This window comes from Microcoleus sp. AT3-D2 (genome assembly GCF_036705715.1).
In the GTDB taxonomy this organism is placed as follows: domain Bacteria; phylum Cyanobacteriota; class Cyanobacteriia; order Cyanobacteriales; family Microcoleaceae; genus Microcoleus.
In genome coordinates, this window is the sequence record NZ_JAUBVE010000042.1 from 23,897 (window position 1) to 45,910 (window position 22,014).

Below are 22,014 nucleotides of genomic sequence, written 5' to 3' on the forward strand. Positions count from 1 at the left end.
TTTTAATCTCGCAAATTTAAGCGAACTCAGCATCACTCTACGGATATAATTTATTTAAGGCTTAACTATTCCTAAAAGTATCGTAATCTGGTCTCTGCCTGCGCCTTTTATGAAGTGAAATCCCGCAATATTGGCAGTGCGAGCGAAATTTATCTAACTGGGGATATATCAACAATAAATATTAGTAATATGATACTTTTTTAGCATCTATCTTAAGGTAGATTTACTTTTTTCAATATTTAAAAAAATATCTGTACTGGGATAGATGCGGCTTTAAACTTTCTCCTTTTTTAACAACAAACAATTGCTCGGCTGGTGCACACTGCCTGCCCTAATTTTTTGGTAACAATTAGTCAGTCGGTGTGCACTGCACACCCTAAATCAGTGGCCGTAAGGTGCGCCCAGCGCACCCTACTTTTAACTTGATTTTGCCTGATGATAAGGCTTCATCCAACCAAGCCAGAACGCAGGGCGAGAACGGCTGCCTGAGTGCGGTCATCAGCGCACAACTTGTTCAAAATATTGCGGACGTGAGTCTTGACTGTACCGACAGTAATGTACAGCTTTTCGGCGATTGCAGCATTGCTGTAACCCTGCACGATCAGTTCCAAAACCTCTAATTCCCGCTCGGTTAAAGGGTAAGTCTCAATGATGTGACTAAACTCGGGTTCGGCAGCCTTAATTGTGACTCTTTTGCCCTCAGCCTTCGGTTCTTCCGGCGCGGGTTCCTGAGTGCGAGCTTGTTTCAGGACGATGCGGGCGATCGCCGGATCGATCCAAGAGTTACCTTCGTGAGTTACTTTTACTACATCTAATAACTGATCGAAGCTAATATCTTTCATGCAGTAAGAGTCAGCTCCGGCGGCAAAAGCTGCCAGAACTTCTTCTTCATTGTCTTGAAAAGTCAGAATCAAAATTTTTGTATCAGGATCGGACTCCGCTACCGATTTTTTGAACTTTTGTGTAAGTTCAATGCCATCAAAATCCGGCAAGCCAATATCTACAATTGCCACGTCAGGTTTTGAAGACTGAAGCAGTTTCAATCCCTCTGTAGCGTTAGCTGCATCGCCGACAACTTCTATCGTGTCACGCTGTTGTAAAGCTGTGCGGATGCCGACTCTTGTCAGGTCATGGTCTTCTACCAAAGCAACGCGAATTTTACTCATCTTTCTTCCAATAGTCCGCTAAACTTTTAAAATATCGTCAACTGACTCAGCTAAACTGAGAAAATTTGAGAATGTGTCCTGATTTAGGGTTTTACAGGTCGCACATCATTTTAAAGCATACTCATGCAGCCGCCAAGAATGCAAGTTAATTTTTAAGTTATTTTGCGGCGATGCCTGCAGGAGCCCGATCGGGACAGGTAAGCTCTCAATGTTTTAACAGTTTAACTGAATTATCTCATTGTCCGCCCGTTGATAGAGGTAAAGATACCACTACCCAGATAGATTTAAAGTATAAAAAATTTTGATGCACTTGGCTCGTCAAAATCAATAAAGCTAGCAGCACGAGTCTTTAGCCGGTGTTAGGGCTCTAGTCCAATGCTTATTTATATAACCTGTTATGACTCAGTATCACGGCAATAAGTCTTTTCAGTCGGAGTTTTCCGACTCGGAAATCTTACACAAAGTATCTGAAATAACATCCCCCCAACCGCAAGTTTGCGACTGCGAAACTCAGGACGATCGCCTGTGGTCGGCAATTCCTCACATAGTTTGGAAAACAAATGCCGACGGCTGGGTGACTTATTTAGGTCAGCGCTGGGAGGAATATACGGGGGTATCAGCAGTAGCAGCTTTGGGTTTCGGCTATCTGGCGCAGGTCCACCCAGAAGACCGTCCTCGTCTGTTGGCGAGCTCGCGCATTGGTGAGTTTCCGCCGCCAAGCTACGAAATTCTATTTCGTCTGCAGACGCGAGAGGGCACTTACCGCTGGAACCTGGCCAGAGGAACGCCGGCTAATCTAGACAGTCAGGAAGTTTTGGAGTGGGTGGGAACCTATATAGATATGGAGCCGATCAAACAAACTCAAGCCGAGCCCCAAGCAGAACCAGAGTTTTGGCGCCATCAAGCGCGCTCGGAAGCTAACTTCAAAGATGAAAAATGGTGCGAAGCCCGGACGGTAATAGAGGCTGGGCAGGAGTTACAGGTGATAGAGCAGTTTACAAATATATTGAGCCAGCGCGCGGGTAGCTTGTGCCAGTTGTTGCAAGCCATCGCGGATGCGACTGTAGAGGCGATCGCAGGAGCGGAATTTTGCCTAGTTGCTCTCTTGGAGTCCGATTGCAGCGGCCTCAAACTCAGCGCTGTCGGGGGCACGGAAAACTTTGGTGGGGGCAAAACCCCGCACGTGCAAAACAAGCTGTTGTGGAAAGCATTTGCCACGGGAGAGTCTGTACTGTGGCGGTCGGAGTGCCGCAAAGGCTTGCTGCCGGCGGCGGCTTGTGCAGTGGCGATCGATTCGGGGGAAAGCGGGCGTTTGGGTGTGTTAGCCATCGGCAACGGGAAAGACAGCATGGCGATGGACAGGCATACTCAGCAACTGCTGGCGGTGATGGGAAAACAAGCTGCGATCGCAATTAACAACGCGCTGGCGATCAAAAAATTAAAAAAGCAGGAACAGCTTTTAGACTTGCAAAACGAGCTGCTAATTCGCCAGCAGGAAGAACTAGAAAATCAGGGGCGACGCATTCAACAGCAAAAATTGGAACTGCTAGAAGCAGCCAAGTTAAAATCGCAATTTTTGGGCATTATGTCCCACGAATTGCGAACTCCCATGAATGCGATTATCGGCTTTTCCCAATTGCTGCTGCGCCAGCACAAACAACTGCTGACCGCCCAGCAAAGACAAATGGTGGGGCGCATTTTAGATAACGGCAAAAATCTGCTACTGCTGATTAACGATATCCTCGACCTCTCCAAAATCGAGAGTGGCCGCACAGAATTAAAAATTGAAAAATTTGATTTAGCGCATTTAGTAATGGATGTCGCCCTGGAATTCGGAAATCAAGCCACCGATAAGAACGTGGCAATGTCCGTCAGCGTCTGCTTGCAGAATCAGCTTATAGTTAATGACAAGTTGCGCCTGCGGCAAATTTTGGTCAATCTCGTTTCCAACGCGGTTAAATTCACACATCAGGGCAGCATCTACATTGAGGTGCGGGAATTTAATCGCGATCGGCTAATTATCACCGTTCGGGATACAGGAATCGGCATCTGTGAAAAGGATCTCCCCCACGTTTTCGACAAATTCCATCAAGCCGACCAAACCACAACTCGCCAATATCCAGGCACGGGTTTAGGACTAGCTATTTGTGCTTCTTTAGTCAAGATGATCGACGGTACAATTACTGCCGAAAGTCAACTCAAAAAAGGTTCGACTTTTCGGATGGAATTCCCACGAAAAATTTACCCTAAAAAACTCACTGGCTGACTAAAGCCTTTTTATATTTCTCAGATGAGCTGGTTTTAACTGCTCATACAAAAACTTTCGTCCCTCTCTAAGACACGAAAGAATAAAACTGTTCATACAAGAACTTTCTTCCCTCTCTAAGACACGAAAGAATAAATAGGACTAAGAGTAAAAAAAGGTTTTATATCATGTCCGATCGAGTGACCGCGATTAAAAGGGCGGGTTTTTGAGATTGTCAATTATTGGCAGATATTTTTCGTGAGGGAATCTCCTACCGTATTAGGGGTAATCGACCGGACATAATATTACCTACTAATTATAGCGGTAGGGTGCGCCTCGACGCACCCTATAGAGGTTTTGGGTAATTCCTTTATTCTTGATATCGTTTCCGGTTGCATGGGAATGATCAAGTCAAGGTCGCGCAATTCCACATTCCCCCACTCCCCACTCCCCACTCCCCATCATAAGGAGTATAACCGGAATTGATATGAGTCCCTCTCTACTAGGAGGAGAGTTTGTGTAGGATAGGTTGCAACAGCAGACTCTTATCTAAAGACTAGAAGTTTTCCCTACTTCCGCCTGAGTAGAAATTGGTTTAACATCGGTGTAGCCCATATTATTAGCTACGTCGCGCAGCACCGAAATTTGCTGTTCAAAATCAAGACCTTCAATTTGACCCAACACGCCATTGACAGCCTCAGTTGCCTCATATCCTTCGGGGATATCGACAATTTTTTCCCCCATATCAATAGCCCAAGCATACCAAACCACCAACTGATTGTTAGCAGTTAAAGCTCCATAAGCGTGAGAATAGGGCGTGTCGTCGCGGTTGACAATCCCTCGCATTATATTCAGTTGTTGGTCATGGGAAAGCTTGTAAAAATCATCCAGCAGCATGGGAGCTAATTCTGGTTCGGCAGCGGCGGGAGCGGCTGGTGTAATTGAATCTCCCATTTTTTCATAAACAAAGTAGAGCAGTGCCAGCTTTTCATCTGTACCCAACCCGTTGATTGTCTGAAGGATGTTTTGAGTCTCGTTGGAGAGAGAGTGAGGATTGGTCGCGGCGGGTGAGTTCATAAACAAAATTCCTTAAAAATGCTTCCAGAATATATAAATATCAAGATTTGTAAGTGCCCGTCACCATCCCCGAGAGGTAATACGATTTTAGATTTTAAATTTTAGATTTTAGATTAAACAATGGGGAATGGCTTAGTATGTATGGGTTAGGAGCTTGTCTAAAGCTGCATTCTTTTCGGAAAGTGGTGTAATGTTAAGGCACAACCCCAGAATAAATCATCCTTAAGATAGAAGCCAACGATACATCTGCGGGTAGATGAAAAAGCCGGGATATAAGTAATAATTGATACAGTGCATTGTTAAATAAAACTAGCAAGGAGTCGGCTATGTCTCAAATCAATACAGAACAAAATAACACTGAAAGCTTTGACGCTCAGCAGATCACTGAAAGCGCGGAAGCTGGAGAACAAAAGTTGCCGACCGTTGATGTATCAGCAGACTACGAAGCTTCAAAAGAATTCAGCGTTAGTGAAATTGATCGCACGGGTGCCGGCGCTCAAGCTGCCGCCGCTGCAACTGCACCTAAATTTCCTATTCCCACTCCTAAAGATATCGCAAAGCCGGCCGATAAAAGCGGCAAGCCCGATGATTTTCGTTCGATGGCTCAGGAAATTAAGCCCACAGGTACACCGGGCGAAGTTACCGACGATGTGATGCAGAAAGCGATCGATCGTGGTACTCCCGGCAGTTAATTTAGAAATTCTCCATCCTCGATGCAAAACCTCTGTATTGTAGGGTGCTTATGGCGCGCCTTATTCGTATAATTCGCGCGTCAAACCACTTTTTGCATAACTCCTGAATGCTCAAGTGAGTGCACGATAAGCTGCAATACAGTAGGGACACAACATTGTTGTGTCCTTAAGGGCTGCAATACGGTAGCGAGACAACATTGTTGTGTGCTTAAAGCGTTAATTTTAAGTCTCCCTAATCGCTTAATTTTAAGTTGATCGCCGACAAATTTTGCCGACAGTGCGATCGCCCAAAATTTCAATTACTAAATCCACCCGATCGCCCTTTTCAACCATCGACTTAATAAATAACTCGGGATGCAGCGCTTTCCAGAAATATTCGACAAACCTATTAATTTCGGCCTCTGACATTCCCGACTTCCCCGCCGCCATCATTTCTTGTTCCGCCTGATTGCGCCAGACTTGAGAAATGCGATAATCTTGGGGATACAAAACCATCAACCGATCTAATCGGTTCCACAGCGGCAGATAGTCGTGCAGCTTCGCATTCATATCCCGCGCAAACCGACAGTCGCCCTCTGTGGAAATCGGAAACGGTGCACCCGCCAAAAACTCGTTCAATTTGGCATCAACCACCGGATTCACGCCGACAAACCAACCTTCAAAAAGTACAATATCCGCACCGGAAATAATTTCGGGTTGACTTCTATCTCCTGCACCTCCATAGGCTGATTTGTCAAACCTGGGAATTTCTATATTTTTAATTATATCCGGTTTTATGGCATCAGATTTGGGATTGTCAACTGCTGCTAATTCGCGAGTTTGAGAACCGCGCAAGTTGTCTAAAACTGCGATTCCCAGGTCAATATCGTGAGTGCCGGGGGGGCCACGCCAAATTAAACGCGGGTCGGCTTTTTGGAGTTGTTGGCGATCGGCATAAGTCTTGTAAAGATCGTCTAAAGAAAGGTTGACAGTAGAATATCCCAATTTTCCCAGAATCAGCCTCAAAACTTGGCATAAAGTAGTTTTTCCGGTTCCTTGCCCTCCTAAAATTCCTTGAATTAAAGGACGGTTTAAAGTTTGTTTGGTAGTCGATAATTGCATTGCCAGCGGCAGCCAAAGATTCCACAAAGTTTCGAGAAAAACAGTTGACTTGAGAGGGAAAGTATGCAGTTCGTCAAGAATAGAAAAGAATAAATCGGTTTTGCAGCGGACAACATCGGCTGCATTGTCGGGAGTAATGCCAAAAGCGCGCGTTAGCGAAGCCCTCGAAGAGGATCGCACATCATCCGCAAGTTCCCACAAAGCCAGGTGATGGAAGTCGGAAGCGATCGGGCGATCGCCGGCTTGCCATCGATGTAAAATTTCAACAGGGGTTACAGTCGATCGATCCATATCCTAAAAACTCTCGCTAGCGGGGGCGGGTTTTGTACAATTACTATCTACAACCGACAAATATTTCCCCTCCTTTTAAGAACCTAGTTTGAAAGCCTCCACAAATAAATTGTAAGTCACGCCAATTTTCAGAGCATAGAGCATATCCACCCAAAAAGAACGGGCTACAGGCCGCGGGCTGCCGTAAACCAGCCAGCTCGCAAACTCAGTCAACAAAACCAACAGCCCGGCCACGATAATATCCCAATCAGCAGATTGTCCGGCGATTGTCGAAATAGCAGTTCCCAAAAAAGTGCCGAACAGCAGGCTAATTAGCAGGAGCGAAATCCGTCGCCAAGGATTGTTCAGCCAGCCCCGCAAGCGATCGCCCAGGACATCAATTAATCTGTTAATTCGGGTATTCTGCATAAAAGTTATACGATTTGAGATTTGAGATTTGAGATTTGAGATGCGGAATGGCTGATGACTATTGGGGTTGGGAGTACGGGCCTATAGTGGTACTCTTATTTTCAACTGGCATTAAAAGCTATACCGATGAGTAAACAAATGCCCCTCCCAACCAACTCCAAATTCTTACCGGGGTCAGTATCTCGCCATCTAAAATCTAAAATTTAACATCTAAGATGGTATTAAGCGATCGCGGACTTATAGCCGAGAACGGTCAAGTAATTAAGTGTAACTGTATCTTGTGGCACAGCAGCCCCGGGTTTTACATTAAAAATAGTTAAGACTAATTGCGGGTGCAGTCTATCCTTTAAGCCTAAAATTTATGAATCTTAAAATTTACCCGATCATAATTGGAGTGTGGATCGTCCTAATTACAGGAATGTTTTTAGGACGTTTTGAAATCACTATCTCCAACGGTTCAAATCAGTCGAGCGATTGGCCCTCACAAGCCACCGCACATCCCCGCACACCCCCGGTTTCCCCAGTTGCGACAGCTTCAGCAGACACCGCCAGCGAGCCCAAACCCGACTCAACACCAACCCCCCCAGAGGCAGAGGAGGAATTGCTTTCCTCAATCCCTGTAGATGCTAAGGCCTCCGGTCTTTTGCGCGTCAGCAACCGCAGCGAACACCCAGTGCGAGTGGCCCTGCTGTCGAAACGGCAAGCCAAGGAATCCTACGGCAAACCGGCGCACTGGGATTTTGCGCCGGGGGAAGGCGGCGGCAAGGGACTGATGCTATCGCTGCCGGAGGGCAAGTTAAAAGTTAAACGGGGAGACATTCTGGTGGTTTTTGCTCAGGATGGTTCTCGCCGCTACTGGGGGCCTTTCGTCACTGGGGAGACACCCTCGCCGGCTTGGAACAGCACAGCCGGAGAATGGCAATTAATTTTGCAGCCGTGAACGCTTAGCTGCTGGTGCCGAGATTTTGGTCGAGAAAGCCGATTGATCCGGTCTTGTTGAGAATGGTGCAACATCTGAGTTTAACCTCACATAGCCGCACCATTCTCAAGAACAGGCTGTCCGGCCTGTTTCACAAAGAGTGAATTTTCTTGTGGGGAGTAGGGTTGGGTACGCGAACCCGCCCATAAAAGCCTTGTTGACAATGGTGTAACATCTGAGTTTAACCGGATGCGATCGAATTGGGAGTTTCGAGAATGCGAATCTTTCGGTAGACTCTCTATGCGAGCTAAAATTTTAAATCTAAAATCGCAGGAAGTTTGGGTGAAGGAAGTTATTAAAAATTTGTCAGAGTTTAGGAAGCGCCCGTTAGCGAAGCCCTCGAAGAGGATCGCACCTTTGCTGCTATCGATTTTATGGCTGTGCGCGATCGCCTGGGTAGGTTTCTTGTGGAATCTCGGCAACATCGGTTTAGTTGACGAAACCGAACCGTTGTTTGCCGAAGCCGCCCGTCAAATGACGGTGACAGGAGATTGGATCACTCCTTTTTTCAACGGCGAAACCAGGTTTGACAAGCCGCCGTTGATTTACTGGCTGATGGCGGTGGCTTACCGCACTCTAGGCGTTAACGAATGGGCCGTGCGTCTTCCGTCGGCTTTGTGCGCGATCGGTCTGACTTGCCTCGGATTCTATACCCTATCGAAATCGAAGGAAGAAGGAAGTTCGGCACCGAGCACTGTACGGGATTTAACGGATGTCAGGAACAAGGAAGAAGAAACAGAGAATAACCACTCAAAACTCAAAACTCGCCGTCTCCCACTCTTTCTTTCTACTCCTTGGATTGGTGCGGCCCTAATAGCTTTAAATCCCCAAACTATTGCCTGGGGACGGACTGGCGTTTCAGATATGCTATTAGTTAGTTGTATGTGTTCGGCACTCCTCGCATTTTTTCTCGGTTACACTCTAGAAGAACAGAGAGAAAAAGCAGAATTTTCCACCGTTTCCACTTCCCGATTTCCCAATAAGTGGTATCTGACTTTTTACGTACTAATTGCCTTAGCAATTCTGGCTAAGGGGCCTGTGGGAATTGTCCTGCCAGCGCTGATTGTTGGCTGCTTCGGGCTTTATTTGGGAAATTTTCGGCAACTTTGGCGCGAAATGCGTCCGGTGTCGGGAATCTTAATTATTCTGGCGATCGCCCTGCCTTGGTACATTTTCGTTATTTTAGACAACGGTCAAACTTATATTGACAGCTTTTTTGGCTATCACAATTTCCAGCGTTTTACTGGAGTAGTCAATAAGCACTCGGCACCTTGGTATTTTTACTTTTTTGTAGTGCTAGTTGGTTTTGCACCTTGGTCGATTTATTTGCCGGTGGCGATCGCCCGCACCCGTTTTTGGCAGCGCAGTTATTGGCGTCGTCAACCGCGATCGGCTCAGTTGAGTTTATTTGCCTTATTTTGGTTCGGCTGCATCTTTGGCTTTTTTACGATCGCCGTGACCAAATTGCCCAGTTATGTATTGCCTTTAATCCCCGCCGCTGCGATTTTGGTAACGCTGCTGTGGAGCGATATTATTGCGGGCAACGGACCCGAAAACAGGTGGGGAAAGTTAGAAAAAAAACCTAATTCTTTACCGCGAGGGCTGTTAGTTACATACATTTTTAATGTCATATTTTTATTAATTGTAGCCGGAGCAACTTTCTACAGCTACAACTGGCTGGGAGATGACCCGGCTATGCCCAATTTTCCCCAAGCAATTCAGCAGTCGGGATTGCTGATTGTCGGCGGTGCGATTTGGATAACTACAGCGGTGGCGATCGCACTTTTACTTTGGAAGCGACAACAGCGCTGGATTTTGGTTGCTAACTTCATCGGGTTAGTAGCATTTATCATCTTTGGTCTTACTCCTGCCTACAAAGTAGTCGATATCAACCGCCAGTTACCTCTGAGAGAGTTAGCACAGGTTGCCGTTCAACAAAAACTGCCAGGGGAAGAGTTTATTATGGTTGGTTTCTGGAAACCAAGTCTGGTTTTTTATACCCAAGAGCCGGTGACTTACTACCGAGCTGTCAGAGGGGCGATCGACTACATTAAGGAATCTAAAAACCCAACTTCTCCCTCTATTTTATTGCTGGGATATCCAGAGAAATTTGTGCAATTAGGATTGCAGCCAAATCAATACCAATTGTTGGACAGTCGGGGCGCTTACCAACTCGCCAGGGTTCCGAGAACAGCATTTCGATAGTGTCTATAGTGTTATTTCATAATGCTTAAACAAGGGATAAAAATGATTAAAACTAACAATCTTCAACTACTTCCCGTCGAAAGGATTCACGTAGAAGCTTTATTACGCAATAAAAGCGAGCTTGCAGCAATTTTAAATGTCATAGTGCCTAATAGCTGGCCTCATTTCCCGGAAGCATTTTCCCTTTCTGCTGACGAATCTTGCGAATCCAATGCGCCTCCAACTGACTGGCGCAACTACTTGTTTATTCATCCAAAAAATGAAGTGCTTGTAGGCAACGGAGGTTTCAAAGGCTCACCTGATGAGTCGGGGACTATAGAGATAGGTTATGAAATTGCTTCCGAATATAGGAATCGCGGATTTGCAACTGAGGTGGCCCAGGGAATGATCGATTATGCTTTCGCTCACGAGGAGATTAAAGCAGTCATCGCCCACACTTTAGCTGAAAAAAATGCCTCGAATAGCGTGTTGCAAAAAGTGGGAATGAAGTTCATTGCAGAGGTGGACGATCCTGAAGAAGGCAAGATATGGCGATGGCAAATAAGCAGGGATGAATATCATCCGACTTGAACCGTAACGCCGTTTGGCTGTTTAAGTCACTGGTTTTGGCGGTAATTTGAAGGTTCTCGGTTGGAGCATTAAATCTGCCAGATTGAATAAAAGCTATAATCTAGTCACTACCTAAAACCCGAAGCTGGGAGCCTACAATGGTTTCAATTCTCAACAAACCCTCCTCGTTAATCCATGAGATTTGCCTTGAAAAAGTCGATCGGTGGAAGTTGTTCAAATTTAGTGAATCGCTCCAACAGCGCATGGAACAATTGTTAGAGAAGAAAAAGGCAGATCAACTAATGGCAGAAGAGGTAGCGGAACTCGACGCCATTGGGGAATTAGATCGTATCTTTACCCATATCAATGCAATGATGGCGGCTCAAGATGTCAATCAGTGAGCCGACGAGACAGGCGGTTCGAGAAAGAGCGAGCTATTTATGTGAATACTGTCATTCCCCAGAACGTCTGAGCGCGAATCGCTTTACCATCGATCATGTTATTCCACGCTCTCTAGAAGGTTCCCATGACATTAGCAACCTTGCCTTAGCCTGTCGTCGTTGCAATGAGCGACGCTACAATTTTGTGGCCGGGGTTGATCCAGAAACCCAAGAAATAGTGCCTCTTTTTAATCCTCGGCGTCAACACTGGGGTGATCACTTTTTATGGGTAGAGGGTGGGGTAGTGATTCAGGGTGTGACGCCAACAGGACGAGCTACTTGCACCCGTCTCGATCTGAACGATATGCGCTATCCAGAGGAAGATTCTATTCGAGCAACCAGGCGATTTTGGATACAAACTGGGTTGCATCCTTCACCCAGCGATCCGTGTCAAACTTAACGTAGTAATTTTTGTGAGACGACTAAACCAATAAAATTCAGACTATTTTGGTGTACTATTTTTATAGATGAGGTACACTTGTCCCAGTACAAGCATTAAAAAATCATTATTTAGGCAAAAAGCAGGTATGAAAAAATACGCTTACTGGAATAACAAAGGCGGTACAGGTAAAACTAGCTTGGCATTTCAATCTGTCGCTATGTTTGCTGAACGTAATAAGCAGGCTAAAATTCTGGTCGTGGATCTATGCCCTCAAGCTAATATCTCCGAACTATTTTTGGGTGGTTTGCTAGGTAAAGGTAGTGAGAACCTTCTCACATTACAAAGTTATAGCCCAAGAAAAACAGTTGGGGGCTATTTCCAAGAGCGGTTGCCATCACCGTACAAAATGCCACAAATTGATGTACAAGTTTTTATAAGTAAGCCGTGTGAATTCAATCAGAACATCTCTGATAATATATATCTGCTTGCTGGAGATGCGCTTGTTGAACTGCAAGCGAATGCAATCTCAACTTTAGCCAATACTCAAATTCCCGGGACTGATACTTGGCTTAACATTGTGGATTGGCTAAATGACTTCATTAAAAGCTTGGATAAGAATTATGATTACATCTTTGTAGATGCTAATCCAAGCTTTTCAATATATACACAAATTGCTCTTGCGGCTGTTGATTCCGTCATTTTGCCCGTGATGGCAGATGATTCTTCTAGAAGGGCTGTGCAAAATGCCTTTTCCTTAGTTCACGGTATTAATTTGCCTTCACCTATTTATAGTCAACATAACTTCTCGTCGCGGCTAAGCTCCGCTGGTAGGGCAACTCCTCAATTTCATGTGTTTCCCAAAAATAGGCTTACTCAGTACATGGGTGCAGCTTCAGCATATCACTCTGTACTGACATCTATTGACCAGATGATTTCAGAGATTTTGTCTTCAAGGCCTTCAGTATTTTCGTTTAATAACATCAGTGATGGGATTGTTGAGCTTCGTGATTTTCAGACAACGGGTGTAGTTGCTTTTGCTTTTGGTCTACCTTTTACAGCAATGAAACCAGGTATATATAATATGTATGCCGGTAGGGAAACTCAAGTAAAAGCTGAGTATCTAGACAACTGTATAGAATCAATGAATAGGCTAATTTCAAAGCTATGAGCGTGTTTGGACTACGCTCAACTTGCCTGAAACAATGGATAATGGATAGGATGCCATTTTAATTGTAAAAGTGTGGTAGCCATGACTGAGTTACTCGAACGTGCGATCGCCAAGTTGAAAACATTGTCTGCCAGCGAGCAAGATGCCCTCGCTTCAATGATTCTGGAAGAACTTGAAGACGAGAGGCACTGGGATCAAGCATTCTCCCGTTCCCCAGATGCTCTTGTTAAACTCGCAGCGGCTGCAATGTCTGAGTATCATGCAGGCCAAACCCAAGAACTCGATCCAGAAACATTGTGAAGTCAAGCACTACAACCGAGTTCCGTAAATTATTTGCTAATTTACCTGAACAAGTTAAAGACCAGACGCGCGCGGCGTATCGCCAGTTCAAGGAAAACCCAAGTCATCCAAGCCTGCGTTTCAAGAAGGTGCATCCAGAGTTACCCATCTATTCTGCCCGAATTAGCATAAACTATCGAGCAGTTTGTCAGTTGGATGGAGACACTGCGATCTGGTTTTGGGTTGGGTCACACGCAGACTACGATAAATTGCTGGGGCAGTTGTAGCACGATGGGGGGAATCAATTCGGGAAGGAATGGCAACGCCGATCGAGGATTGCGATCGCCCTTTGGAGTGGTGAGGAGAGCCGACCATACGTGCAATAATCAGCCATATTCTCTGGTACGCGATCGCCTGAACCTATGGATGCGCTAATCGGCAAAACTTTACAGGGTGGAAAGTACACCCTCGAACAAGAATTGGGCCGCGGCGGCTTTGGAATAACTTTCAGGGCAAATCACCGCTATTTAGGACAGCCTGTAGTCATTAAAACCCTCAACGAATCTCTGCGGCAGCAACCCAATTTTGCTGAGTTCGATCGCAAGTTTCAAGACGAAGCGAGGCGGTTGGCTTCCTGCGTTCATCCGAATATTGTCCGCGTCAGCGATTTCTTTGTGGAAGACGGACAGCCTTACATGGTGATGGACTACATAGCCGGTCAGAATTTGGGCGATGTAGTCGGTTCAAATAATCCGCTGCCAGAAAATCTTGCAATTCTCTACATCACTCAAATTGGCGCTGCTTTAAAAGTTGTTCATCAAAAGGGTTTGCTGCACCGAGATGTCAAGCCGCAAAACATTCTTTTGCGCCAAGGTACTCAGGAAGTCGTGCTGATTGATTTTGGTATTGCCCGCGAGTTTACTCCCGGTGCAACTCAAAGTCACACTAATATGGTGTCCGACGGCTACGCGCCGCCAGAACAGTATTTCGCTCAAGGAAAATATACGCCCGCCACAGATGTTTACGGTATGGCGGCGACGCTTTATACTCTGCTGACAGCACAGGTTCCTGTGGCTGCAATTTTGCGTACCAGTCAGCCGATGCCCTCACCCCGCGACTTGCAGCCTCAGCTAAGTGCTGCTGTCAGCCAAGCGGTGATGCGGGGGATGACGGTAGAAGCTCAAAATCGCCCTGCTAGCGTCGATGAGTGGCTGTCGCTGCTGCACGGGCAGCCTCATGGTGCAGCGTCGCCGAGCACCGGGCCGACAGTCGCGGTGATTCCGGGACACGGGCCTCAGTCGCCTGCAGGTTCCAGAACAGCGCCTGCTGTGGTGTCTTCTGGGCAAGGCAACCGCAAGGTTTGGTGGATTTTGGGGTTCGTGACGATCGCACTTATTGTGGCAGGTTTGGTCGGAATTGCTAGGGTTTTCCTCAACCGGCCGTCTTCGGAACCCGCACCGGTGGCCCAGGACGATCGCAATTCGGCCCCTGCTGATCCAGACGCGCGCTCAAACCCCGCACCAATTCCCGTGCCGACACCAACGCCTTTCTCGCCGCCTCCCAGAGAAACTCCGTCGCCTGCTGCTGAAACTCCAGCGCCTGCTGCTGAAACTCCAGCGCCTGCTGCTGAAACTCCAACACCAGCCCCAGAGCTAACTCCAGCGCCTTCTCCCGAAGCTGTCGAACCCACACCAACGGAAAAACTGGTTGACAAAGAGTTGCCGCCAGATCGATCGCCCGCACCCAGCGAACAACCGGGAACCAACGATCGAAAGACTCCCACAATCCCTGGGTATGCCGTTGGTACGGCGGAAAGTCAGATTTTATCGGAATTGGGAGAACCGACTGACTCTCAAGCGCGGGGCTATTGGCCAAATACTCGCACCGCACTTTACGAAATATTGCCAAATCGGATTACTCTCGGCTACATTTACGATCGCGATTCGGGCGAGCTAGTACAAACAGAGGGTTCTTTTGCCCAGTCTGTGGACGATTTGGTAGTGCGAACCGCGTTAAACGGGATGGTGGGCGGCGCCAGCAGGGAGATTTTGCAAGGTTTGGGCGACGTGCAGCAGCGCCGGAGTAATCGGTTTACGTTTAGGAAGGGTTCGCTGGAAGGGACGATCGAACGCAATGAGCGTGATCGGATTTACATCGGCGTCTGGGACGACAACCTGCATTAAACTTGGCAGCGCTGACATTTTTGACCACTGTCAATAAACCTAGGCGGGTTCTTCTGCCCACCCCACAGGAAAACTCAACTCTTGTGGAACAAGCCCGAAAGCCTGTTCAAGAAAATGGTGCACGATGTAAATATTCCCGACTCACCTTTGTGCCCAAATCGAAAATCCAAAATCTAAAATCTAAAATCTAGTTGACGCAACACGGAATATTGTCTATCATAAAAGAACACACGAGGGGCTGTAATGGTTTCGACAGGGTGGCGAAAGCTGCTCCGTGATGCAGGTCGAGAGGGAGTCTACTCTCGTTAATATCGGCTCAAAAAAAATAGTAAATGCGAACAACATCGTTCCTTTCGCTCGCAAAGCCGTAGCTGTAGCCTAAAAACTTCTTGAGCTTGGTTTAGAGTGTATGCCACCTCACTCCGTTAAAGGTAGCATAACAACCCCCAACGGATGCCCTAGCTAAACGTTTCTAGTCGGCTAGCTAGGAAAGCAATCACTAGAAAATCCTCCCATTTAGGATAAAGATGGTTCCCGCCCCGAGGATTAGAGGGGATAAACCTGTGAACGATCGGAAGGTAAATACCCGCTTTGGACGGCAGTTCGATTCTGCCCAGTTCCATAAAAAAAGTAGCGTAAAATCAATGGTTTAAGCCATTTGAAAGTTACTTTAAAGTATTAAAAGGGCTCAGAGTTAACTCTGGGCCCTTTTGTTTGGCCTAAATCTGGCTTATAGCTGAGTCTAGATCCCCCTCGCATCCCAGGGCTGTTTCATTCTCAGGAAAATCAGGGTTTTGTAGGGGTAGTGCTACCCCTACTCCCCGTTCCTACCCCCCACCGACGATCATCGAATGCGCGTTTCAAGCATCGGGGCAACGACGGGGGGTTTGCCCCGGAGCGAGAATGAAACAGCCCTGCCTCGCATCCCCATAATTAAAGGGAGTCGGGGGGATCGAGGTTTGAGACACGAGAGTGCATAAATCCAGATTGATTTCTTACTCAAAATCGATCGGACACTCAACAGTCAACCATCAACCATAAGTTACCCACCCATTAGCTACGCTGCGGGCTCATATAATTAGAACTTCACCTTGTCTGTGCGTTCTTGGAGCCTGTCGGGCGATATACTATTAGGCGGTAAAGCATTAAAAATCTTTACAAAGACCCCGATTTCTAAGCCTACTCCTACAAAGGACGGGTGAAAAATTATATGCTGATCGCTCAAAAGCTGGACAAATGAACCCAGGAATTGACTTACAAGGAAGTTTCGTAGAAGCCCTCATGAATTTGGGCTTACCGGCGGACATCGCCCAAGTGCTTTGGCTACCGCTGCCAATGTTGCTGATGATTGTCGCTGCCGTTTTCGGGGTACTCACTAGCGTCTGGCTAGAACGGAAAATTTCCGCCGCCGCTCAACAGCGGGTAGGCCCGGAATTCATCGGCCCTCTGGGAGTTTTAGCACCCGTTGCTGATGGTCTGAAGTTGGTATTCAAAGAAGACATCGTACCGGCCAAAGCTGACGCGCTGCTATTTACCCTAGGCCCGGTAATTGTGGTGATTCCAGTTTTTCTCTCCTACTTAATCGTGCCCTTCGGAGAGCATATGCTGATCGCCGATATGGGGACGGCGATATTTCTGTGGATTGCCCTGTCTAGTATTCAGCCGATCGGCTTGCTGATGTCCGGCTATGCTTCTAACAACAAATACGCCCTCCTCGGAGGACTCAGAGCCGCAGCTCAATCCCTCAGCTACGAAATTCCCCTAGCTTTGGCAGTATTGGCAGTTGTGATGATGTCCAACAGCCTCAGTACGATCGACATCGTACACCAGCAAGCCGGCTACGGGATTGTCGGCTGGAATATCTGGCGGCAACCCGCAGGTTTCCTAATTTTCTGGATTGCAGCACTAGCAGAATGCGAACGGTTGCCCTTTGACCTCCCGGAAGCAGAAGAAGAATTGGTAGCAGGATATCAGACTGAGTACACAGGCATGAAATTTGCTTTGTACTATATCGCTTCCTACGTTAACCTCGTCCTTTCTTGCCTGCTAGTAGCAGTTTTGTACCTCGGCGGCTGGGAATGCCCGATTCCTGTCGAAGTGCTGACAAATGCCCTGGGATTGAGCGAGACGACTCCTTGGTTGCAGGTAATTACCGGCTTGCTGGGCATTACGATGACCATGCTGAAAGCCTACTTTTTCCTGTTTCTGGCAGTTCTGCTCCGCTGGACTCTGCCGCGAGTTCGGATCGACCAATTGCTAGATTTGGGATGGAAGTTTTTGCTGCCCGTTGCTTTAGTTAATTTGCTATTGACCGCAGCTTTGAAGCTTGCCTTTCCTTTTGCTTTTGGCGGTTAATTCATAATAGGTAAATGGCAACAGTAAAAAAAATAGCTGTTAACCAATTACCTATTATCAATTAGCAATTACCAAAAACTCAAGTACAGAGAGAGAACACCATGCTAAAATTCCTCAATCAAGTAGGCGAATACGCCAAAGAAAGTTTTCAAGCTGCTAAGTATATCGGTCAAGGTCTAGCTGTTACTTTTGACCACATGAGACGCCGCCCGATTACGGTGCAGTATCCTTACGAAAAATTGATTCCGTCCGAACGTTTTCGGGGCCGAATTCACTTTGAATTTGACAAGTGCATCTCCTGCGAAGTCTGCGTTCGGGTGTGTCCGATCAATTTGCCTGTGGTGGATTGGGAATTTAACAAAGAAACTAAGAAGAAACAACTCAAGCACTACAGTATCGATTTCGGAGTGTGTATCTTCTGCGGCAACTGCGTAGAATATTGTCCGACTAATTGTTTGTCCATGACAGAAGAATACGAGTTAGCCACCTACGAACGTCATGAATTGAATTTTGACAACGTGGCCCTCGGACGTTTGCCCTACAAGGTTACAGACGATCCGATGGTGACACCGATGCGGGAATTCGCTTATTTGCCGAAAGGTGCGATCGACCCCCATGAAGTTTCCTACACCGATCGCCGCGCCGGTCTGCGTCCCGAGGAAATTATCGAAAAGTAAGTAATTAGTCATTAGTCAGCAGTCATCAGTTATTAGTGAAGTAACCAATTATTAATGACTGCTAACTAATGAGTAAAAACGAACAAGAGAAAACTAATAATTGAGGATAAAAAATTGTGAATCTAGCTGAAGGGGTTCAAATTGTTTCGTTTGGAATATTGTCCGTAATGATGATTGCAGGAGCACTAGGAGTAGTGTTGTTCTCCAACATCGTTTACTCAGCATTTTTGCTGTGCGGCGTATTTACCAGCATTGCCGGCTTGTACCTGTTGCTGAATGCCGACTTTGTAGCAGCAGCGCAGGTATTGATTTATGTTGGCGCTGTTAACGTGTTGATTTTGTTTGCGATTATGTTGGTGAACAAGCGCGAAGATTTCCGCACTATTCCCAACGCTTGGGTGCGTCAAGTAGCAACAGCGGTAGTTTGCGTAGGCTTGTTTGCACTGTTGGGTACGATGGTGGTGTCTACTCCTTGGGCTATTGTGGCAACGACAGGAGCACCGGCCGAAAGTTCGATCGTCACAATCGCCAAACATTTCTTCACCGACTTTTTGCTGCCTTTCGAGTTAGCATCAGTGTTTTTGTTGATGGCAATGGTAGGGGCAATTGTGTTGGCGCGCCGCGATTTCTTCCCGGATGAACTGTCAAAGAAGCTATCCGAAACACCTGCTTTGAGTTTGCCGGAAAGACCTCGCGAATTAGTTTCTGCCGGAGATGTGTCTTCGCCAGAATCTAAGTAATATTATGGTGCGCTAAGCGCACCATAGTGTTAGTTTTGTAGTAACTTTAGATTGAGACAAAATCGCAAAATTTATGCAACTGCAACTCCAGTATTTCCTGTTATTAGCCGCCGCTCTTTTCTGTATTGGTATTTACGGTTTGATTACCAGCAGAAATGCAGTGCGCGTGTTGATGTCGATCGAGTTGATGCTGAATGCTGTCAATCTCAATTTGATGGGTTTCTCCAATTATCTCGACCCCGTACAAGTTAAGGGGCAAGTATTTACCGTGTTTGTAGTTACGGTAGCGGCGGCTGAGGCTGCGGTGGGTTTGGCAATTGTTTTGGCGATTTATCGCAACCGCAATACCGTAGACATGGAAGAATTTAACTTGCTGAAGTGGTAATTAATCAATAGTCATCAGTCATTAGTCATCAGTCATTAGTGACAAACTAATGCAGATTAAAGACTGATGACTAAGGACTAATGACTAAAGACTAAGGATTAAGAACTAATGACTTCTAGTAATTTCTAGAGTAATTCTGCCACCGAAATCAGGGATGGGGGCCGCAGGTTTCGAGAGTTGTAGTTTAACTTTCTCGACTAAGGGTAGTTGTAAAAGCGCTTGAGCAATAGTATCTGCTAGGCGTTCGATTAATAAAAATTTCGACTCTTGGACTAGCTTTTGAATCAGAGTAATTGCGCTGCGGTAATCAAGAGTATGTTGAATATCATCACTTTTCCCAGCTTGCGATAAATCCAGCCAGAGAGTAACATCCACTTCAAACCACTGGCCCAAAACTTGCTCTTCCGGCAGATAGCCCGTATATCCGTAGCAGCGAATTCCTGTAAGTTGAATAGAATCCATTTTGCAATAAACTAAAAGTGCGTTGCCTAACCAATTTGTATTAAACCAGATAAAGTTCTCTTTCTCTTCCCTCTCTTTTTTTGCCCTTTTCCGCTTCCCTCTGCGCTCTTTGCGCCCTCTGGGATTGAATCACTCTTATTCTATCTTAAATTTCACAACCGTTCTCCTTTCTCCAACTTGTCCAGTAAATCCTCAGCAACTTCATACCATTTCCGCCTAATTTCAGCATCTTCTGGCTTTTCTGTCAAGGTACGACCTTGGAATTCGGGATATTTATTGTAATATAATTCATCCACTTTTTGATAGAATATATCTTGATTAATGTTGAGATTTTTGCGTCGTTTACCAATCTTTTCTTGACGAATTATTTCGGCTTCCTCTAAGGATGTATCAGGAGGTTGCTGGCGCGAAGAAAATTTAGGTAAATCAGGCAACTTTGGCAATGTGAAACCAGATTTGACTACACTAAAAGCTAAGATTCCGGGCACCAAAATCACACTTAAACTTCCTAGGGTTTTCCAAGGTATTAACTGGAAAATGTTGTTGTTTTTAACAATTTGAGGGTTTGGGTTAACAGGATTATGATTGCTGGTAGCAGTTTGAGTGGCGTTTTTGAAAGGGCGGCCGACAAAGTTCATTGTCACCATTTGGGAAATTATACTGCCAATATGAGAGAGTTTTGGATCTTTGAGTGCTTCGCGGACTGCTTTTGCAGATTGGTAGCGATCGCCCGGTTGTTCTGATAACATCCGATCCAATACAGTACCGAAATTTTGACTGACTGTGACGTGCGATCGCCAATCCCAAGTTTTATTATTGATATCGTACAATTTTTGAGGCTTTTTGCCGCTTAGCAGTACCAAAGCCGTGACGGCTAAAGCGTATAAATCGCTAGCAGCAGAAACTTTTCCCAGCCGCATTTGTTCCGTGGGCGAATAACCCTGTTTGCCGATCGCCGTATCCGATTGTCCGTTAAACTGAAGTACGGCATTGGCTGCAATTTGTTTAACAGAACCGAAATCAATTAAAAAGGGTAGTTTGTCAGCATCATGCTGAATAATATTATCCGGGGAAATATCGCGGTGAATTAAATTTTTCGAGTGGATGTATTCTAAAACTGGTAAAAGCTGAAATAGCAGTTGAGTAACTTCGGCTTCGGTAAAATTTTTACCTTGCTGCTGACGCGATATCAATATTTCTTCGTAGGTTTGACCGTTGATATAATCTTGTACTAAAAATAAAGATTGATTGCCGCCCAAATCCGTTCGCAGGAGTTCTCGAAAGCGGGGAATTTGCGGGTGTTGGAGGTGGTAAAGCATACTTGCTTCGCGATCGAACAATTCGGCAGCTTTCGGGCTGTGAACCACCGGAGAAAACTCTTTGAGCACGCAATGTTCGTTGTAGCGGTTGATGTCTTCGGCGAGGTAAGTGCGGCCGAAGCCACCGCGGCCCAATTCGCGGAGGATGCGGTAGCGTTTTTCGAGAGTGGAACCTGGGGCGAGGAGGGAGGAGTTAGACATAAACCACGGCAAATTGTTCGAGTTGGGGAGTCGCCGAGCACAGTATAGCTTATTGTAGCTAAGTTTGTTTGAATGCGAGGGAAGGAAGGGCGATCGCCCCAGCAATATCAATCCTCTACTCAATAGCTTTAGCGATCGTTTGATGATGTAGACTCTCCCTCATCATTATCAAAAAAACGACTAAACTAAGCGCTATTTCTGGACTAGCTTTTAACTAGAATTGCTTCTCATCCTGATGTTGTCGTCAAATCGAGGTGAAGTCAACTGGCTGTGCATATTCTGCACAATTGTGTCCCATTAGGTGATTCAGCTTTTGGGGAGATGTCTAATGTTTCTGGGCCCAATGACAACTTGAGTAATTTGACTGAATTCTGTCTGCTATGGAAATAGCGATCGCCTCTAGAGGCAGTTATACATAATATAAACATTTTGTCAATGCGTAAGTCTTAGAAGTAAGATACTGGGGAGCGGTCTTTTTTGAGGATTAGCAACAATTCTATACATAAACTTGTCAAAAAATGTATTATATGGTTTTAAATATTTAAATATTTTTCAAAGGTAGGAGTCTTCCGTAGATAAGAGGATAGAAGAGTTATAGGACTAGAGTCTTTTGGAGGAATTTTAATGTAATGTAATAACAATGACATATATTAGCATCTTCGTTCAACTATAATACGTATTGCTAGGCCAAAGACAGCGTAATATTGATA

Annotated in this window: 22 protein-coding genes and 1 other RNA gene; 17 read left to right on the plus strand and 6 right to left on the minus strand. The window is 46.0% G+C overall.

The genetic code is table 11. The annotated features are described in order from the left end of the window. Nucleotides 1-446: 446 nt before the first annotated feature. On the minus strand, nt 447-1,166 hold the full coding sequence (locus QUB44_RS17940; protein WP_333057024.1) for a response regulator transcription factor: 720 nt from the start codon (nt 1,164-1,166) through the stop codon (nt 447-449). 397 nt (nt 1,167-1,563) lie between these two features. On the opposite strand from QUB44_RS17940, the gene QUB44_RS17945 reads away from it, so the two are divergent. Then, complete coding sequence (locus QUB44_RS17945) at nt 1,564-3,432, plus strand: PAS domain-containing sensor histidine kinase (RefSeq protein WP_333369677.1); 1,869 nt, start codon at nt 1,564-1,566, stop codon at nt 3,430-3,432. Nucleotides 3,433-3,960: 528 nt separating this feature from the next. Here QUB44_RS17945 and QUB44_RS17950 read toward each other — a convergent pair. Beyond that, entirely contained in the window at nt 3,961-4,488 is a 528-nt protein-coding gene (locus QUB44_RS17950) for an orange carotenoid protein N-terminal domain-containing protein (protein ID WP_333369678.1), read from the minus strand. A gap of 326 nt (nt 4,489-4,814) precedes the next feature. Between QUB44_RS17950 and QUB44_RS17955 the strand changes: the two genes are divergently transcribed. Then, entirely contained in the window at nt 4,815-5,180 is a 366-nt protein-coding gene (locus tag QUB44_RS17955; RefSeq protein WP_333369679.1) for a hypothetical protein, read from the plus strand. A 246-nt stretch (nt 5,181-5,426) separates the two neighbouring features. On the opposite strand, the gene QUB44_RS17960 is transcribed toward QUB44_RS17955, so the two are convergent. Both QUB44_RS17960 and QUB44_RS17965 read right to left on the minus strand, forming a co-directional pair. Then, nucleotides 5,427-6,572 carry a glycerate kinase gene (locus QUB44_RS17960; RefSeq protein WP_333369680.1) on the minus strand — a complete coding sequence of 382 codons (1,146 nt, stop codon included), beginning with the start codon at nt 6,570-6,572 and terminating at the stop codon, nt 5,427-5,429. 75 nt (nt 6,573-6,647) lie between these two features. Beyond that, entirely contained in the window at nt 6,648-6,980 is a 333-nt protein-coding gene (locus QUB44_RS17965; protein WP_333369681.1) for a DUF565 domain-containing protein, read from the minus strand. A gap of 361 nt (nt 6,981-7,341) precedes the next feature. Here QUB44_RS17965 and QUB44_RS17970 point away from each other — a divergent pair, with 361 nt between their 5' ends. From QUB44_RS17970 to nuoK, 15 genes are all read left to right on the plus strand, one after another. Then, the gene (locus QUB44_RS17970) at nt 7,342-7,920 is read left to right on the plus strand and encodes a hypothetical protein (protein ID WP_333369682.1); all 579 of its coding nucleotides are present in this window, start codon (nt 7,342-7,344) and stop codon (nt 7,918-7,920) included. 279 nt (nt 7,921-8,199) lie between these two features. Then, a complete protein-coding gene (locus QUB44_RS17975; protein ID WP_333369683.1) occupies nt 8,200-10,164 on the plus strand; it encodes a glycosyltransferase family 39 protein in 1,965 nt (654 codons plus the stop codon). A gap of 42 nt (nt 10,165-10,206) precedes the next feature. Then, a complete protein-coding gene (locus QUB44_RS17980; RefSeq protein ID WP_333369684.1) occupies nt 10,207-10,734 on the plus strand; it encodes a GNAT family N-acetyltransferase in 528 nt (175 codons plus the stop codon). Between the two features lie 137 nt (nt 10,735-10,871). Continuing rightward, entirely contained in the window at nt 10,872-11,114 is a 243-nt protein-coding gene (locus QUB44_RS17985) for a hypothetical protein (protein ID WP_333369685.1), read from the plus strand. Then, nucleotides 11,101-11,553: an HNH endonuclease signature motif containing protein gene (locus QUB44_RS17990; protein WP_333369686.1), complete on the plus strand. Its 453-nt coding sequence runs from the start codon at nt 11,101-11,103 to the stop codon at nt 11,551-11,553. The genes QUB44_RS17985 and QUB44_RS17990 overlap by 14 nt, the downstream gene beginning before the upstream one ends. Before the next feature lie 127 nt (nt 11,554-11,680). After that, nucleotides 11,681-12,703 (plus strand): ParA family protein, encoded by a 1,023-nt coding sequence (locus QUB44_RS17995; RefSeq protein ID WP_333369687.1) that lies wholly within the window; start codon nt 11,681-11,683, stop codon nt 12,701-12,703. An 81-nt stretch (nt 12,704-12,784) separates the two neighbouring features. Next, nucleotides 12,785-13,003: a hypothetical protein gene (locus QUB44_RS18000; protein ID WP_333369688.1), complete on the plus strand. Its 219-nt coding sequence runs from the start codon at nt 12,785-12,787 to the stop codon at nt 13,001-13,003. Beyond that, complete coding sequence (locus QUB44_RS31215) at nt 13,000-13,269, plus strand: type II toxin-antitoxin system RelE family toxin (RefSeq protein WP_445299904.1); 270 nt, start codon at nt 13,000-13,002, stop codon at nt 13,267-13,269. The genes QUB44_RS18000 and QUB44_RS31215 overlap by 4 nt, the downstream gene beginning before the upstream one ends. Before the next feature lie 4 nt (nt 13,270-13,273). After that, nucleotides 13,274-13,417, plus strand: coding sequence for a hypothetical protein (locus QUB44_RS18005; protein ID WP_333369689.1), 144 nt, complete (start codon nt 13,274-13,276; stop codon nt 13,415-13,417). Further along, entirely contained in the window at nt 13,405-15,165 is a 1,761-nt protein-coding gene (locus QUB44_RS18010; RefSeq protein WP_333369690.1) for a serine/threonine-protein kinase, read from the plus strand. Before QUB44_RS18005 ends, QUB44_RS18010 begins: the two co-directional genes overlap by 13 nt. A 234-nt stretch (nt 15,166-15,399) precedes the next feature. Next, nucleotides 15,400-15,790: a transfer-messenger RNA gene (gene ssrA, locus QUB44_RS18015) on the plus strand. A 611-nt stretch (nt 15,791-16,401) separates the two neighbouring features. Continuing rightward, on the plus strand, nt 16,402-17,520 hold the full coding sequence (gene nuoH / locus QUB44_RS18020; RefSeq protein ID WP_333075256.1) for an NADH-quinone oxidoreductase subunit NuoH: 1,119 nt from the start codon (nt 16,402-16,404) through the stop codon (nt 17,518-17,520). A 101-nt stretch (nt 17,521-17,621) separates the two neighbouring features. Further along, nucleotides 17,622-18,197 carry an NAD(P)H-quinone oxidoreductase subunit I gene (gene ndhI, locus QUB44_RS18025; RefSeq protein ID WP_333160607.1) on the plus strand — a complete coding sequence of 192 codons (576 nt, stop codon included), beginning with the start codon at nt 17,622-17,624 and terminating at the stop codon, nt 18,195-18,197. 116 nt (nt 18,198-18,313) lie between these two features. Further along, a complete protein-coding gene (locus tag QUB44_RS18030; protein WP_333070831.1) occupies nt 18,314-18,937 on the plus strand; it encodes an NADH-quinone oxidoreductase subunit J in 624 nt (207 codons plus the stop codon). A gap of 79 nt (nt 18,938-19,016) precedes the next feature. Further along, nucleotides 19,017-19,322: an NADH-quinone oxidoreductase subunit NuoK gene (gene nuoK / locus QUB44_RS18035; RefSeq protein ID WP_199292736.1), complete on the plus strand. Its 306-nt coding sequence runs from the start codon at nt 19,017-19,019 to the stop codon at nt 19,320-19,322. Nucleotides 19,323-19,427: 105 nt separating this feature from the next. Here the strand turns inward: nuoK and folB are convergent, their stop codons facing one another. Then, entirely contained in the window at nt 19,428-19,784 is a 357-nt protein-coding gene (gene folB / locus QUB44_RS18040) for a dihydroneopterin aldolase (RefSeq protein WP_333070833.1), read from the minus strand. A gap of 152 nt (nt 19,785-19,936) precedes the next feature. Next, nucleotides 19,937-21,304, minus strand: a complete 1,368-nt coding sequence (locus QUB44_RS18045) for a serine/threonine-protein kinase (protein ID WP_333369691.1) — start codon at nt 21,302-21,304, stop codon at nt 19,937-19,939. Between the last annotated feature and the right edge of the window lie 710 nt (nt 21,305-22,014).